This window comes from Antarcticibacterium flavum, from assembly GCF_006159205.1.
Lineage (GTDB): Bacteria > Bacteroidota > Bacteroidia > Flavobacteriales > Flavobacteriaceae > Gillisia > Gillisia flava.
Map to the genome: position 1 here is coordinate 1,127,812 of NZ_CP040812.1, position 14,803 is coordinate 1,142,614.

General features: G+C 40.8%; 16 protein-coding genes. 10 read left to right on the forward strand and 6 right to left on the reverse strand.

Features of this window, described 5'->3' with window-relative positions; genetic code table 11:
- The first annotated feature begins 154 nt into the window (after nt 1-154).
- From sigZ to FHG64_RS04705, 5 genes are all read left to right on the forward strand, one after another.
- A complete protein-coding gene (gene sigZ / locus FHG64_RS04685) occupies nt 155-736 on the forward strand; it encodes an RNA polymerase sigma factor SigZ (protein WP_168191317.1) in 582 nt (193 codons plus the stop codon).
- A gap of 63 nt (nt 737-799) precedes the next feature.
- The gene (locus FHG64_RS04690) at nt 800-1,303 is read left to right on the forward strand and encodes a VOC family protein (RefSeq protein WP_218937556.1); all 504 of its coding nucleotides are present in this window, start codon (nt 800-802) and stop codon (nt 1,301-1,303) included.
- On the forward strand, nt 1,284-1,784 hold the full coding sequence (locus FHG64_RS04695; RefSeq protein WP_139065335.1) for a GNAT family N-acetyltransferase: 501 nt from the start codon (nt 1,284-1,286) through the stop codon (nt 1,782-1,784). The genes FHG64_RS04690 and FHG64_RS04695 overlap by 20 nt, the downstream gene beginning before the upstream one ends.
- 82 nt (nt 1,785-1,866) lie before the next feature.
- Nucleotides 1,867-2,778, forward strand: coding sequence for an alpha/beta fold hydrolase (locus tag FHG64_RS04700; protein ID WP_139065336.1), 912 nt, complete (start codon nt 1,867-1,869; stop codon nt 2,776-2,778).
- 192 nt (nt 2,779-2,970) lie between these two features.
- Nucleotides 2,971-3,738, forward strand: a complete 768-nt coding sequence (locus FHG64_RS04705) for a hypothetical protein (protein WP_139065337.1) — start codon at nt 2,971-2,973, stop codon at nt 3,736-3,738.
- Nucleotides 3,739-3,879: 141 nt separating this feature from the next.
- On the opposite strand, the gene FHG64_RS04710 is transcribed toward FHG64_RS04705, so the two are convergent.
- Nucleotides 3,880-4,620, reverse strand: coding sequence for a DUF6503 family protein (locus FHG64_RS04710; RefSeq protein ID WP_139065338.1), 741 nt, complete (start codon nt 4,618-4,620; stop codon nt 3,880-3,882).
- A gap of 324 nt (nt 4,621-4,944) precedes the next feature.
- On the opposite strand from FHG64_RS04710, the gene FHG64_RS04715 reads away from it, so the two are divergent.
- The 4 genes from FHG64_RS04715 to FHG64_RS04730 all read left to right on the forward strand — a co-directional run bounded on the left by FHG64_RS04715 (nt 4,945) and on the right by FHG64_RS04730 (nt 10,006).
- On the forward strand, nt 4,945-5,520 hold the full coding sequence (locus FHG64_RS04715) for a cob(I)yrinic acid a,c-diamide adenosyltransferase (RefSeq protein WP_139065339.1): 576 nt from the start codon (nt 4,945-4,947) through the stop codon (nt 5,518-5,520).
- A 149-nt stretch (nt 5,521-5,669) separates the two neighbouring features.
- Nucleotides 5,670-5,891 carry a DUF2795 domain-containing protein gene (locus tag FHG64_RS04720; RefSeq protein ID WP_006989959.1) on the forward strand — a complete coding sequence of 74 codons (222 nt, stop codon included), beginning with the start codon at nt 5,670-5,672 and terminating at the stop codon, nt 5,889-5,891.
- An 88-nt stretch (nt 5,892-5,979) separates the two neighbouring features.
- Nucleotides 5,980-9,345, forward strand: a complete 3,366-nt coding sequence (gene secA, locus FHG64_RS04725; protein ID WP_139065340.1) for a preprotein translocase subunit SecA — start codon at nt 5,980-5,982, stop codon at nt 9,343-9,345.
- Nucleotides 9,346-9,520: 175 nt separating this feature from the next.
- On the forward strand, nt 9,521-10,006 hold the full coding sequence (locus FHG64_RS04730) for a DUF4199 domain-containing protein (RefSeq protein ID WP_139065341.1): 486 nt from the start codon (nt 9,521-9,523) through the stop codon (nt 10,004-10,006).
- Between the two features lie 273 nt (nt 10,007-10,279).
- Here FHG64_RS04730 and FHG64_RS04735 read toward each other — a convergent pair whose 3' ends face one another.
- The 4 genes from FHG64_RS04735 to FHG64_RS04750 are packed head-to-tail and all read right to left on the reverse strand — an operon-like array spanning nt 10,280 to nt 13,491.
- Entirely contained in the window at nt 10,280-10,972 is a 693-nt protein-coding gene (locus FHG64_RS04735) for a peptidoglycan DD-metalloendopeptidase family protein (RefSeq protein ID WP_139065342.1), read from the reverse strand.
- Nucleotides 10,973-10,996: 24 nt separating this feature from the next.
- The gene (locus tag FHG64_RS04740) at nt 10,997-12,379 is read right to left on the reverse strand and encodes a type 1 periplasmic-binding domain-containing protein (protein WP_139065343.1); all 1,383 of its coding nucleotides are present in this window, start codon (nt 12,377-12,379) and stop codon (nt 10,997-10,999) included.
- On the reverse strand, nt 12,360-12,968 hold the full coding sequence (locus FHG64_RS04745) for a hypothetical protein (RefSeq protein ID WP_139065344.1): 609 nt from the start codon (nt 12,966-12,968) through the stop codon (nt 12,360-12,362). The genes FHG64_RS04740 and FHG64_RS04745 overlap by 20 nt, the downstream gene beginning before the upstream one ends.
- Nucleotides 12,952-13,491 (reverse strand): RNA polymerase sigma factor, encoded by a 540-nt coding sequence (locus FHG64_RS04750; RefSeq protein ID WP_139065345.1) that lies wholly within the window; start codon nt 13,489-13,491, stop codon nt 12,952-12,954. The genes FHG64_RS04745 and FHG64_RS04750 overlap by 17 nt, the downstream gene beginning before the upstream one ends.
- Before the next feature lie 248 nt (nt 13,492-13,739).
- On the opposite strand from FHG64_RS04750, the gene FHG64_RS04755 reads away from it, so the two are divergent.
- Nucleotides 13,740-14,321 (forward strand): DUF2911 domain-containing protein, encoded by a 582-nt coding sequence (locus FHG64_RS04755; protein WP_139065346.1) that lies wholly within the window; start codon nt 13,740-13,742, stop codon nt 14,319-14,321.
- Between the two features lie 24 nt (nt 14,322-14,345).
- Here FHG64_RS04755 and FHG64_RS04760 read toward each other — a convergent pair whose 3' ends face one another.
- On the reverse strand, nt 14,346-14,771 hold the full coding sequence (locus FHG64_RS04760; protein WP_139065347.1) for an organic hydroperoxide resistance protein: 426 nt from the start codon (nt 14,769-14,771) through the stop codon (nt 14,346-14,348).
- Nucleotides 14,772-14,803 lie beyond the last annotated feature (32 nt).

Consider the following 14,803-nt stretch of genomic DNA (forward strand, 5'->3'; position numbering starts at 1 on the left):
TCTACCTTAAGGCAATGCTGCTGAAATATTTAGACAATTTAGACCGTAACAAAAACCAGGTGAAAAATTTTAATTTGCCTGCTTTTTTATTTCGCCGGCGCATTGATAGAATATTTAAATTTGAGTACCTTGATGTTATTCTATGGTAAAAAAATTGCCTCCAGCTTTAGCTTCCTGCGATGTACCGGCGATATGGCTCTCGCATAAAAAGGAGCTTTATAATTATATTTTTAAAAGGGTGAAGGACAGGGAACTTGCAGAAGACATCCTCCAGGAAGTTTTGCTGAAGGTCTATAATTTTTGCCTGTCAAAATCTGGAGTAAGGAACCTGCGTAGCTGGTTATTCCAAATAGCCCAAAATACGATTATGGACCATTACAGAAAATCTTCCAAATTTCAGGACCGTGATATTCCTGACGTTGCTGCTGAAGAAGAGAATATGGCTTTTAAGGAGGCAGTAAATTTTATAGAGCCTATGCTGGGATTTCTGCCTGAAGAATATGCAGTCCCTCTTAAAATGGCAGATATCGATGGCTTAAAACAGGCTGAAATTGCCTGTAAGTTAGGGCTCTCCCTCCCGGCAACAAAATCCAGGATCCAAAGGGCAAGACAGCTTCTTAAAGCGGAATTTATTACCTGCTGTAATTTTGAGACAGATGCACAGGGCAATCTTGTATCTTTTGATATCAAAGCCACCTGTGCTCCATTGATTTCCTATCGCAAAAAAAATTTTTAATTTTTTTGCATCTTTTTTAATGCTTCTACGTCCTGAAGGTGTAAAACATATAAAACCTTTAAGATGAAAAGATTTCACGTACACGTAAGAGTAAAAGACCTTAATGATAGTGTGGCATTTTACAATGCCTTATTTGATACACCGGCTACTATCCTAAAATCAGATTATGCTAAATGGATGCTGGAAGATCCTCATATTAATTTCGCAATCTCCTCTGGCCACAATCAAAATGGAATAGAGCATCTAGGCTTGCAAACCGAAACAGAGCAGGAACTGCTGGAAGTATATAGGAATTTGCAAAACGCCAAAGGAACAGTAAGAGAAGAAGGAGAATGCACCTGTTGCTATTCAAAGTCCCAAAAAAGCTGGATCACAGACCCACAGGGAGTAGATTGGGAAGCATTTTATACTCATGGTTCTGCAACAGTATATGGAGAAGGTGAAAATGCCAGGCCTGCCCCTGAGGTAATGGAGCAGTGGACCGGTAACGATGGCCGGGAGGTAGTAAGAACCGAGGTTGTTAGTGAGGATAACAATACCTGTACGAATGGCAGCTGTAACAATTAGGCCTATGGTGCCTGATGACTGGTATAGGGTGAGAGAGATCTATGAAGCCGGAATAGCCACAGGCATTGCCACCTTTGAAACCACCGCCCCGACCTGGGAAGATTGGGACAGGGCTCACCTGCAATTTTCCCGGCTGGTATCCCTGGAGCAGGAACGTATCACAGGGTGGGCAGCTTTAAGCCCGGTTTCCGGCAGGTGCGTCTATGGTGGGGTTGCAGAGGTAAGTGTCTATGTAGATTCCGGTTACCGCGGGAAGGGAAAAGGGAAATATCTCCTGAACCATTTAATTACAGAAAGTGAGAATAATGGTATTTGGACCCTGCAGGCAGGATTATTTCCTGAAAATACGGCCAGTTTAAAGATTCATTTACAAAGTGGTTTCAGGCTAATAGGCGATAGGGTGAGAATTGGGAAACTTCACAAAACGTGGAAGGACAACCTGATCCTGGAAAAACGAAGTAATAGAGTGGGAATTGATTAAATTTTTCAAAAAATAAAAGTTGTTGATTGTAACATTTTGATCAAACAATCTTCTATAATAAATAACCAGTAATACAAAACCAATGAAAAAAATTTTATTAATCTGTATTTTTACTTTCCTTGCCTTCCAATTAAAGGCAGAAGAAAGATATATCACCACCTCAGACGGGGTCCAGCTCTATGTAAAAATTGAAGGAACCGGGGAGCCTTGTCTTTATCTTCATGGCGGTCCCGGCTCGGGTAGCTACTGGGTAGAAAAATTCTATGGCAAACAGTTGGAGAGTGAATTTACAATGATCTATCTGGATCAACGCGGGGTGGGAAGATCTTCCAGTCCCGGGAATAAAGATTTCTCACCAGAAAGAATGGCATTAGATTTTGAGGAAGTAAGACAGGCGCTGGGTTACGATTCCTGGATTACCCTGGGTCATTCCTTTGGGGGAATCCTCCAAATGCAGTATGTAGAAAATTATCCAAATTCCACAAAAGGTCTCATTATGGTAAATTGTACTCTTGATATAAACGAGAGTTTCTGTGAGAGCTGGAGCCCAAAAGCAGCAGAGTTCCTGGAAATAAATAATCTTCCCGGGTGTGCAAATGATACTTTGCCTTTGATGAATCGAATGCAATCACATATTTATGAATTAAAACAGAAAGATATATTCTGGAAAATGGGTTTTGCCACAAAAGAAGCAGAAGCACTTCTGGATGCCACCTATTCTGAGATTCCAGACTGGAATTTTGATTTTGGAAATGCCGCATTTTCATATGATGGCTATTGGAAAGACTTTAAACCGGCTACTGCCAATGTTACTATTCCTGTACTATTCTACTATGGTACAAAGGACTGGATGGTTGGACCTAATCATTATAAAGGAATGAAATTCCCAAACATGCTCCTCTGGAAAAATGATGGCGGTCACATCCCGTTCATGGAAAATCAAGAGGACCTGCAGAGTGCCATTACGGCTTATAAAGCAGAATATAATTTCTAGAAAATTTTTATCTATAGTAAAAAAGGAAGTTTCTGGCGAAGCTTCCTTTTTTATTTTTACATCCAGTTAAAATTAATTAATTGATTATCAGTTATTTATTCGTACATTAATCTGCCTTTTTCTACACATTCATTCTTCCTCCTGCTACTTCCCTATTATGGCTTAATCAAAGTTTAATTAAACTGTAGTATTATGAAAAAAGCAATTTATTTATTACTGCTATTACCATTTTTAGCAGTATCACAGGTTAGTGGCGATTATGGAGTTCTCGTTAATGAGATCATTTCTCCCAATCCAATGCACTTGCAGGAGTTTGAAGAGAGCCTTGCAGCTCACAATAAAAAATTCCATAACCAGGAAATGTTTGGTGCACGTACTTACGAGATATATAATGGAAAGAATACAGGAAAATATGTAGTCATCATGGGCCCAATGTCCTGGGCCGCTGCAGATGGGATGCCGGAACAATCAAAAGACCATGACACAGACTGGTATTCAAATGTCATAGCAAAATCAAACCCGGGAAGCGAAAGAACCTTCTGGAGAGCTCATGCAGATAAGGGCAATATTCCAAAGGACTTTAACATCAATAAGCTTCTTATAGACACCTATACTATAAATCGTGGAAAGGGAGAAAAAGCAATGGAACAAGTAAAGAATGTTCAAAAGGTGATGATGGAAAAATTCCCGGAATTAACATATATGGTGTATACGAACGAGTTAACTAATTCTTCTGAAGGAAATGACCTCGCTGTAGTTTACTTTTTTGATAAATGGAGCTGGATGGGAGAGGATCCTAAATTTAAAGAAGCTTACAATGAAGTTCACGGTAATGGTAGTTACGACAAATTTACTGCAGACTGGGAAGAAGCTGCAGGCGGAAAAGTTTCTGAAATATGGATTTTCAGGCCAGATTTAAGTGGGGTAAGTGGTGAGATAAAAGTGGCTTCTGGAAATTGAGGAATTTGAGAAAATCTCATATTTGAAATCTTTTGACCTCGATTCCTGTCGTACAACCTAATTAATATGCCGTAGCGGTTCCAGGTAATCCAACTCCTGTTCCCTGCGGCCTTAATTATGACTACTTTTTTGTGTAGTCCTTCATCTCACCTCGACATTTAATATCTCGGTTTTAATGTTAGAGAGCATATCCAACTGGCCCTGTTCATATAGCTCGTCAAGCTCTTCAAGCCTGGTTTCGAGATCTTCAATGGTATAATTCTTATAATCTACAAATCTTAAGCCCCCTATTACTCTGGGATTGTATGCAGCTCTAAATCTTATCCCACCATCATTAACCTGAAATTTATACGCCAGGTAATCTATGGTATAATTTTTCTTGTGTATCCAGTACATAAATTCATCGTGATGGTCTGCCCCACCACCTTCCTGCTGGAAAGTTATTTTTAGCTGGTAGTAAGGTTCTCCTTTAATTACGGCTTCCCCCGCCATTTCCTTATTTACAGCCCTGTCGTTAAGTCCATAAGGCAAATGCGCAAAATAATGAACAGAATTAACACTGCTGGAGTAACGTACCACCATAGAATCAGGAACGGTAAGCAGGCTGTCATTTAAAAATCGTTGATACCCTGTGTTGCTCAGGATATCCCTATAATGTCCTATGGAATCCTTTCTATTTCTTTCCAGGTGAAACTCCCCGCCGTTCCTTATACTTTTATAAGTATGATCTCTAAACCTGAATTCTACAGTTGCCCTTTTAAAACGTTCTCCCCCTGCTCTTTCAATAGTCCTGTCAATAACATCCTGAGCAGTGATCTCCTCCTCCTGGCGTTGGCAGGAACTAATAAGAATAATGGAAAGTAGTAGGAAAAGGTATTTCATAGTTAAATATCGTGAGGCCAAATGTAACAAAATAGTGTTAAATACCGCTTCATATTGCGCTCCAACTTTTGCTGAATTCAAGCTGTACTTTATTAAAAACCTTATAAGCAGGAGAAATATCCACGATAATGAACCAGCTTGCGTCAATAGGGATATTACTTTACCTTTGGGCAAAGGACTTTATATTTAGTACTAAAAAAGTATTCTATAAATTCGTGGGGTATCTTTTATACCGTATTATTAAGAGATAAGAAAGCCATTTACCCAGGATTCTGGAATAAGTCAAAGTTCTATACATCAATTAAAAAATTAAAAAGAATCCTAATGAAGATTTATACTAAAACCGGTGATAAAGGAACTACTTCCCTATTTGGTGGCACCCGTGTGCCAAAACACCATATAAGGATAGAAAGTTATGGTACCGTAGATGAACTTAATGCTCATATAGGGCTTGTGAAGGACCAGGATTGCGGCGAAGACACCCGCAAAGTCCTTAACCGGGTGCAGGACCGTTTGTTTACCATTGGCTCCACTCTGGCAACTGAACCTGAAAAAGCACAGTTGAAAAGTGGTAAAAAACGCCTCACCATACCCGGGATCACCAATGATGATATTAAGCTCCTTGAAGATGAAATGGACAGGATGAATGAGGAATTGCCTGAAATGACACATTTTGTTCTTCCAGGTGGCCACCAGGCAGTGTCATTCTGTCACATAGCACGCTGTGTATGCAGGCGGGCAGAGCGTATGGCTACAGCTTTGCACGAATTGAACCCATTTGATGTCCTGGTTTTGCAGTACCTCAACCGGCTCTCTGACTACCTTTTTGTGCTGGCACGAAAGTTGTCCAAAGATTTAAATGCAGAGGAGGTCCAGTGGATCCCTGAAAAAGGTAAATAACTCCCTGTGGATTTCCTTTTTCACAGGTAATTGCCCCCAACATTACCAATGCAAAGTATGTTCTTTATATTAATGATGAAATAATAGATTTTTTACTTGCCTATTACAGCAAAAAAATTATTTTTGCAAAAAACAAAACCCGATAATCAATGTATTGGACTTTAGAACTAGCATCCTACCTAAGTGATGCACCCTGGCCGGCAACAAAAGATGAGTTGATCGATTATGCCATTCGAACAGGCGCTCCGCTGGAAGTAGTGGAAAACCTTCAGTCTATTGAAGATGAAGGGGACTCATATGACTCTATCGAAGAAATTTGGCCTGATTATCCTACAGATGAGGATTACCTCTGGAATGAGGATGAATATTAAAAAACATGACGCAGGATAAAGTAAAAAGGTCTCAAATTTGAGGCTTTTTTTTTGCGTACATTTGAACCGTATAAAACAACAAAAAACTATGAGTTTTTTAGATTCTGTATTAAAAGTATTTGTTGGCGATAAATCCAAGAAGGACGTCAAGGAAATACAGCCCATTGTGGAAAAAATAAAAGCCCTCGAAAAGGAGTTCGAGGCACTTTCCCTGGATGAACTTCGCGAAAAGACCACCACCTTTAAAAAGAAGATCTCTGATGCTACTGCTGATGTAAGAAAGCAAATAGAAGATCTCAATAAAGAAGCAGACGCATCTGATGATATCACCAGAAATGAAGACATATATGCTGAAATTGACGGATTAAAAGATACTATGTATGGGATTACACAGGATGTTCTAAATGATATCCTGCCAGAAGCATTTGCGACCGTAAAGGAGACCGCTAAAAGGTTTGTGGCCAATCCTCAGCTTAAAGTGACTGCAAGTGCATTTGACCGTGAAATCTCTGCAGAAAAATCTTATGTGGAACTTGATGGCGACCAGGCCATTTGGCATAACTCCTGGGACGCTGCCGGGAAACCCGTAACCTGGGATATGGTGCACTATGACGTGCAGCTTATTGGTGGGGTTGCAATGCATCAGGGAAAGATCGCCGAGATGCAAACAGGGGAAGGAAAAACTCTTGTAGCTACTCTTCCTATGTACCTCAACGCCCTTGCAGGAAATGGAGTACACCTTATTACCGTTAACGACTACCTCGCAAAACGTGACAGCGCCTGGATGGCTCCTATATTTGAATTCCACGGCCTAACTGTGGATTGTATAGATTACCACAGGCCTAATTCTGCCGCAAGAAGAAAAGCTTACAATGCTGATATTACGTACGGGACAAATAATGAGTTTGGTTTTGACTACCTGCGTGACAACATGTCCCATGCGCCAGATGATCTTGTACAACGCCCGCACAACTATGCGATCGTAGATGAGGTGGATTCGGTTTTAATTGATGATGCCCGTACCCCACTTATTATTTCAGGACCTATTCCTAAAGGGGATATCCACGAATTTGAAGTGCTAAAGCCTACCATTTCAAACCTGGTAGAAGTACAAAGACAGCATCTTACAAAGATCCTGGCTGAGGCTAAAAAGCTTATTGCTGCAGGGAATACAGAAGAAGGCGGCTTACAACTCTTAAGGGTTTACCGCGGACTTCCAAAGAACAAGGCGCTCATTAAATTTTTGAGTGAAGAAGGAATTCGACAACTGCTCCAAAAGACCGAAAACAAATATATGGCCGATAATAACCGTGAGATGCCTACGGTAGATGAGGAGCTGTATTTTGTTATTGAAGAAAAGAATAACCAAATAGATCTTACAGATAAAGGGATCGAATTTCTTTCAGGTAAGGATGATCCAGATTTCTTCGTGATGCCGGAGATTGGAATGGAGATAGCCAAGATCGAAAAAGAAGGTTTAACCAAAGAGGAAGAAGCCGAGAAAAAAGAAGAACTCTTCCGCGATTATAGTGTAAAGAGCGAACGTATTCATACCATGCGGCAGCTTCTTAAAGCCTATACCCTGTTCGAGAAAGACACAGAGTATGTGGTGATGGAGAACAAGGTTAAGATCGTTGATGAGCAAACCGGTCGTATTATGGAAGGTCGTCGATATAGTGATGGTCTTCACCAGGCAATAGAAGCCAAGGAAAATGTCAAGATTGAGGATGCCACTCAAACTTTCGCGACCATTACCCTGCAGAACTACTTCAGGATGTACCGCAAGTTATCTGGTATGACAGGTACCGCGGTTACAGAGGCCGGTGAATTCTGGGAGATCTATAAAATGGATGTGGTAGAAATTCCTACCAACCGGCCTATTGCCCGTAATGATAAGGAGGATTTAGTATATAAAACCAAACGTGAAAAATTCAATGCGGTAATCGAGCAGGTTACCGAACTTTCACGGGCAGGAAGACCGGTACTTATTGGTACCACTTCCGTAGAGATTTCAGAACTTTTGAGCCGTATGCTTACCCTACGTAAGGTGCCGCATAACGTATTGAACGCAAAACTCCATAAGAAGGAGGCAGATATTGTTGCTGAAGCCGGTAATGCCGGGGTAGTAACAATTGCTACCAACATGGCAGGTCGTGGTACAGATATTAAATTGAGTAAGGAAGTAAAAGAAGCAGGCGGTCTTGCTATCATTGGTACAGAGCGTCATGACTCCAGGCGTGTGGACAGGCAGTTGCGAGGACGTGCAGGACGACAGGGAGATCCGGGAAGTTCACAGTTCTATGTTTCTTTGGAAGATAACCTAATGCGTTTATTTGGATCTGAAAGAATTGCCAAGTTAATGGACCGTATGGGTCTTGAAGAAGGCGAAGTGATCCAGCATTCAATGATCTCTAAATCCATCGAACGCGCTCAGAAAAAAGTGGAGGAGAACAACTTTGGGGTTCGTAAGCGGTTACTTGAATATGATGATGTAATGAACGCCCAGCGAGAAGTGATCTACAAACGTCGTTACCACGCATTGTTCGGGGAACGTCTTAAGGTAGATATCGCCAATATGATCTTTGATACTGCTGAAAGTATTACTGAAACCAACAAAATGGCTCAGGATTTTAAGAATTTTGAGTTTGAGCTTATAAGATATTTCTCAATGAGCTCCCCGGTTACTGAAGATGAATTTGCAAAAATGGACGTGCAGAAGATCGCCGGTGAGGTATATAAATCGGCCTTTGAGCATTACCATGCCAAAATGGAGCGTACAGCGAAAACCGCTTACCCTATTATAAAACAGGTTTTTGAAGACGAATCCAATAATTTTGAACGTATAGCTGTTCCATTTACAGATGGTACCAAGAGCCTGCAGGTTGTAACAAACCTTGAAAAAGCTTACGAGACCGAAGGAAAGCAGCTCACAAAAGATTTCGAAAAGAATATCACCCTTGCAATAATCGATGAATCCTGGAAAACGCACCTGCGTAAAATGGATGAATTGAAGCAGAGTGTGCAGCTGGCAGTTCACGAACAAAAGGATCCACTATTAATTTACAAATTTGAAGCTTTTGAACTCTTCAAGGTAATGATCGACCTGGTGAACAAAGATGTTATCTCTTTCCTGTTCAAAGGAGAGATCCCGGAAGGAAACGTACAGAACATTAGTGAAGCAAGACAAACCCGTCGTAAGGAGAAGGTTGAAACTTCCAAGGAAGAGATCCCAAATATGGACGAACGTGCAGCACAAAGCCGTGCAGCCGGACAAAGAACTCAACAACGCCCGCAGGTAACTGAAACTATTGTAAGGGAGCACGCTAAAATAGGAAGAAATGACAAAGTCACCATTAAGAATGTGATGACAGGTGAAAATAAAAGTATGAAATACAAACAGGCCATTCCTCTTATAGAAAAAGGAGATTGGGTATTGACAGGTAGCCAACCGTAATTCATCCTTGCCATAAACCATAAATCCCGGCAGCACGCCGGGATTTTTTTATACCAGAAAATCCTTAAATAATAAATCTTGCGTTCTATGAAGGGGATGAGGATATTATCCACTTCTAATTAGGTGCTGGTCACAACATTAATTTTCCCTACTTTTATTTTAAATCTAACCACTCATGAAAAATTTCAGCATTGAACTTAAATGGGGTATCATCTTCATTATCTCCGGCATCTTATGGGTATGGCTCGAAGTGATCTTTGGCCTGCACGATGTTTATATTGCCCAGCACCCACTCTATACTAATTTCTTCGGAATAATAGCCGTGGTGATCTATATTCTGGCTTTAAGAGAGAAAAAGCTGAAGTTCTTCAAAAATGAAATGAGCTGGAAAGAAGGATTTACATCGGGGATCGTGCTTACGATTATAATCACAATTCTCTCTCCCCTCTCCCAGTACATAGTTTACACCCTCATCTCACCTCAATACTTTGAAAACATCATCTCCTACAGCGTAGAGAATAACAGGATGACCAGGGAACAGGCAGAAACCTATTTTAGCCTTAGGTCCTATATGATACAGGCAACCTTCGGCGCTTTGGTTATGGGAGTGGTCACTGCAGCAGTAGTCGCGTGGTTTGTTAAGACGAAGAGAGTAGAATAAGTGTGGAAGGGATGTAGGTTGTAGGTTGTAGGTTGTCTCGAGAAGAATGATAATCATTCAGCACAAAAAATTATCCTGGTTCTTGGTTCTTGGTTCCTGTTTCTTGTTTCTTGTTTCTTCTTAAAAAAAACTCCGTGAAGAACTCCTCATACTCCGTGGTTAAACAAAGATAGCCCCGAGGAAATGAAAATCCTTCAACTTAATAGAAACCCAACTGACAACCGACAACCGATAACTCACAACTGACAACCCCTAACTCCTATCTCTTAAATTCTAACCAATCTTCAACAACAAATTAGGATTGGGACAATTACCAAGATAGAACTCAATATCCTCTTTTGCCGCTACGCCAGGGTAATCTCCCGAGTTTCCCTGCAGATCATCAATAACCTGGAAATGTAGGTGAGGAGCGTAATCTCCGTTTACCTTAGAAGAACCAAGGGTTCCTATTTTATCACCTGCTTCCACAATTTGACCAAAGGCTAGGTTTTTAATCGAAGGCCGGCTCAAATGCCCATACAGGGTATAAAAAGTCTTTTCTGCAAACACATGTTCCAGGATAATAGTAGGGCCATAGTTCCCAAAACCCTCATTATCCTGAAAACTATGCACTGTCCCGTCTAGCGGGGCCAGCACTGTTGTACCGCCATCACACCATAAGTCAAGTCCAATATGTATCTCCCGGGGTGATGGTGTACTCTCATTATTGAATATCACACTGCGCTGGTATAAATTACGTATTTCATTATAACCGCCATACGCCACCTTTCCTTTCCTGGAAGCCACATATTGATCTATATATTTTTTGTACTCTCCAGAGGATGGGATCTTAATGGCATTAAGCTCCTTATTTTTACCTGAGAGATCTATATGTACAAAATCCTTTTGCTTATACTTCGTATCTATAACAGGAGTAAACCCTGTAGTACATTCCTTCAAAAGATTAGCAAAATCCTGTGTGGCCATTGGTCATTTTTTTTCAAAAATAACCTATTTTATTACAATTTCACTAAAAGTTGCGTTAATGGATATACTCCTGTTGGCATTTCCTGCACCGTAATATCCATTCAGCAATTGGTTGTCATATGATGTGGTAGACTTCACTGTTGCAGCTTTAGGGTAGTCGATCTTGCTCTGGGAACCATTGTAATTAAAGTTAAGTCCTGTTTTAGGGATACTTAGGTGCAAATCACTGTTCTTTAAACTTATATCCAGGTTTTTAAATGCAGGGTTGAGCTTTCCAATTTTTAATTCTCCAAATGTACCCGAGAGGATCCCGGTTTCTTCGATCTCACCTATACTCACATCACTGGAATTGGAAACAAGCTTAATACTCCTTGCTTTTTTGATCTCACAGTTTTGAACATAGCTGGTATTTAGCACCCCATAATTCCACTGTGAAACACGTATGGGAGAATAGGACGCCTTTACTTCTGTACCCTGCCCATCTATTATGTTGGCCGTTAACTGGCTATGAGAAAGGCTGGCTTTAAGATTTGTGGTTTTTTCTCCCAGTTTGACCTCGCCGTGCCTCACATCAAGGTTAAGTTTTGCGTTGGCAGGTATCATAATTTTGAGGTGACGGTTAGCTTTTGCCCCTCCTTTTATGCTCATTACCCTGACACCGGAATTCCCTTCCCGGGCCTCCATTTCTTTCTCGAATTGTTCTCCCCATTTTTCCATTTCTGCACCAAAACTCTCTGCCCATTTTTCCATGGATTTTTCAAATTTCTCTCCCTTTACTTCCATTTTCTTTTCCATATTCTTCTCCCATACCTCGGCATTCTTTTCAAACTGGGCAGCCCATTTTTCCATGGAAGCTTCAAAATCTTTCCCGAACTTCTGTTCTATTTTCTCCTCCCACTTCTTCATATACTTTTCACCGTCCTTTTGATAGGCCTCAAAATCGAAATTAAGTGCGCCCATTTTATCGGCAAAATCTGGTGGAAGTGGAGGGTTTTCAGAAAAACTTTGCATCATGGGGGCGACCATCTCGGTCATCAAAGGAGCAATGAGTTCCTGGAGGTGCCCAAGAGATTCAGTAAGTGCTGCCATATTCATATCTGGCTGCCTCATCATTCCTCCGCCTGAACTAATAGTAACCTCAACAGCGTTGCCACGGGCATCAAATTGCCAGCTGTCGAGAAGAGCTTTGGCTTCAGCCGCATCTATTTTTCCATCGATATAAGCTTCAACCCGCACCTCGTTTTTATTCCAGGTTTCAAAGCTAACATTGGTATGCCTAGCGTCCAGGTTGATCTTAACATCCTCATTTGTCTTAAAGGTCTTATCCAGCTTCTTGTGTTGGGCTAAAACCGTTCCTGTGGATAAAACCAGCAGAAGTAACAGGGTATTAAGCTTGAAGATTCTCATAATTCTTATTTTTGGAGTTTTTAATTTCGTTTAATTTATTCTTTAATTTAAGCAGCAGTTCCAGTCTTAGCTGCAGGTTTGCCACCATTGCCTCTATTGTTTGCTCGTTGGGGCCTGCCTCATTTAACTCGGCATTGAGACGTTGATATTCCTTATCGAGTTCTTCCAGTTCGAGCATAAATGCATCAATAAGGGCTTTGTTGTCATTGTTTATTTCGAGTTTTGCCAGTTCCAAATTTATACTGGCCATATAATAGTTCTCTATTTGCTTGAATTCAGGAGAAACATCACTTAGCTGAAATTGTCTTTGCTCCAGGGAATTTTCTGGCTCCTCCTCTACCGCAGGAGTTTCTACCAGTTCCAACTCATTCCCGTTTGTAATGGGGTCGTTGAAAAGAAATAATCCTATTCCAAGTGCTACTACCAGCACAGCTGCAATACTGAAGTAAAAATATTTGTTGCCCTTATTGTGTTTCAGTGGCATTTCCTCTTCCAGCCTGGCCTTAAAGCGTTGCTCATGGCCTTTATTTAATTTTTCCTTAGACTCCGGTTTATCTTCGCGGAACATGTCTCTAATGTCCTGTGCCATTTTTTATAGTTTTTAGTTCTTCCTGAAGTTTCTTTTTTCCTCTATGAACCAGGGTTCGGGATGCCACCTGGGTAATATTTAGAATTTCTGCTATTTCCTCGTGATCATATCCTTCTATGAGATATAACATTAGCGGATATTTATATTTCTCGGGCAGGTCTTCTATTGCCTTCTTAACCTGCTCTATTCCTATGCCATCATCAATTTGCCAGTTCTCATCCTCATCTGCTGTGCCCAGCACGTGCTCATTTAAAGCCACGAGCTCAAGCTTTCGGGATTTTAGTTTGTCAATGCATTTATTTATAACTATTCTCTTTAGCCAGGCTCCAAAAGTTACATCCCCGTTATATTGATGAAGTTTTAAAAATGCTTTAATAAAAGCCTCCTGCATGGCATCTTCTGCCTCAAAAGGATCTTTTAAAAAACGCTTTGCCACGATGAACATCCCTTCACAGTAACGATTATACAACTTAAGTTGTGCCTTCCGGTCATTTGCGTGGCAATCTGCTATTAACTGTTGCATTTAACTTAATATTGGTTAGCTGGTATCATAAAGACGAAACAATTTTCTTTGCGTTGCAAAAATTACATTTTTTTCAGAAGAAAATTAAGATAAAGGCTAAAGCACCGGGGATATAAAAACCATATTATCCCTCCCGGCATTCTCGAAGAGGTTTTAATTGTGGCTTACACCCTGTCAATGATTAAAGGTTTAACTTTACTTTTTATGGCATAATTTTAGACCTGTAGAGTATATTAATACCATTTAGAATGAAAATGAATTTTAGTACAATACTTAAGATTGTTGCAGGCCTGCTTGTTGTGGTGGCTATTGTACTTTTTTTCCAAAGATATAGCACCAAGGCCCACAGTCCTGAGGATATTGTGGTGTACCAGGAGCAGTCCCTGGAGCTGGAGGTTTTCTATAACAGGCCATATAAAAAAGAAAGGGAGATATTTGGCGGCCTTGTACCCTATGGAGAAGTATGGCGTACGGGAGCTAATGAAGCCACTACCTTTACTACAAACCAGGACCTTTTGGTGGATGGCTCATTTTTAGCTTCGGGAAAATATACGCTTTGGACCATTCCAGGCCCCGAGAGCTGGAAAGTGATCTTTAATTCAAAAATGTATCCCTGGGGAATTGATAAGGATAAGAAACCATACAGGGATCCTGACTTTGATACGCTCATCCTGGAAGTACCGGTGAAAGAAATGCAAGACCCCCTGGAGCAGTTCAGCATCTTTTTTGATAAAGGAAATGAGATGATAACACTTAATTTGGCCTGGGACCAAACCCTGGTAAGCGTTCCCATTCAAACAAAAAAAGAAGCGCCCGTGGCGCTCCTTTAAATCCTTAAATAAATATCCCGTTAATTATTCGTCCAGTAAAAGGTTAAGTGTAACATCTATATTATCCCTGGTGGCTCTTGAATAAGGACATATCTCGTGAGCCTCATTCACTAGTTTTTCCCCGGTTTCAACGTCAACTCCCGGTATCCAGGAATCAAGGATTACAGATAATTGAAGGTCACCTTCTTCGGTTTTTCCTATTCCCACCGTAGCGGTCACGTTAAAATCTCCAAGGTCTACCTTATGTTTTTCTGCCACTACCTGCAAGGCGCTACCGTAACAGGCAGCATAAGCGGCTCCAAAAAGTTGTTCAGGGTTTGTTTTCTTTTCACCCTTGCCACCAAGGCCTTTAGGTAAACTTACATCCATATCAAGGATCCCGTCCTCACTTTTAACATGGCCTTCCCTCCCGCCAGAGGCTGTTACAGCGGCTTTGTATAATCTTTTCATTATTTTTCTGTTTAATAGAATTATATAATTTT

Excerpts from the sequence above, each read along its gene's own strand:
- FHG64_RS04750 (WP_139065345.1), bottom strand. The coding sequence starts at position 13,491 with ATGCAACAGTTAATAGCAGATTGCCACGCAAATGACCGGAAGGCACAA.
- FHG64_RS04710 (WP_139065338.1), bottom strand. The coding sequence starts at position 4,620 with ATGAAATACCTTTTCCTACTACTTTCCATTATTCTTATTAGTTCCTGC.
- FHG64_RS04730 (WP_139065341.1), top strand. The coding sequence starts at position 9,521 with ATGAAAAATTTCAGCATTGAACTTAAATGGGGTATCATCTTCATTATC.
- FHG64_RS04690 (WP_218937556.1), top strand. The coding sequence starts at position 800 with ATGAAAAGATTTCACGTACACGTAAGAGTAAAAGACCTTAATGATAGT.
- FHG64_RS04735 (WP_139065342.1), bottom strand. The coding sequence starts at position 10,972 with ATGGCCACACAGGATTTTGCTAATCTTTTGAAGGAATGTACTACAGGG.
- FHG64_RS04755 (WP_139065346.1), top strand. The coding sequence starts at position 13,740 with ATGAAAATGAATTTTAGTACAATACTTAAGATTGTTGCAGGCCTGCTT.
- FHG64_RS04715 (WP_139065339.1), top strand. The coding sequence starts at position 4,945 with ATGAAGATTTATACTAAAACCGGTGATAAAGGAACTACTTCCCTATTT.
- FHG64_RS04705 (WP_139065337.1), top strand. The coding sequence starts at position 2,971 with ATGAAAAAAGCAATTTATTTATTACTGCTATTACCATTTTTAGCAGTA.
- FHG64_RS04720 (WP_006989959.1), top strand. The coding sequence starts at position 5,670 with ATGTATTGGACTTTAGAACTAGCATCCTACCTAAGTGATGCACCCTGG.
- FHG64_RS04745 (WP_139065344.1), bottom strand. The coding sequence starts at position 12,968 with ATGGCACAGGACATTAGAGACATGTTCCGCGAAGATAAACCGGAGTCT.
- FHG64_RS04740 (WP_139065343.1), bottom strand. The coding sequence starts at position 12,379 with ATGAGAATCTTCAAGCTTAATACCCTGTTACTTCTGCTGGTTTTATCC.
- secA (WP_139065340.1), top strand. The coding sequence starts at position 5,980 with ATGAGTTTTTTAGATTCTGTATTAAAAGTATTTGTTGGCGATAAATCC.
- FHG64_RS04700 (WP_139065336.1), top strand. The coding sequence starts at position 1,867 with ATGAAAAAAATTTTATTAATCTGTATTTTTACTTTCCTTGCCTTCCAA.
- FHG64_RS04695 (WP_139065335.1), top strand. The coding sequence starts at position 1,284 with ATGGCAGCTGTAACAATTAGGCCTATGGTGCCTGATGACTGGTATAGG.
- FHG64_RS04760 (WP_139065347.1), bottom strand. The coding sequence starts at position 14,771 with ATGAAAAGATTATACAAAGCCGCTGTAACAGCCTCTGGCGGGAGGGAA.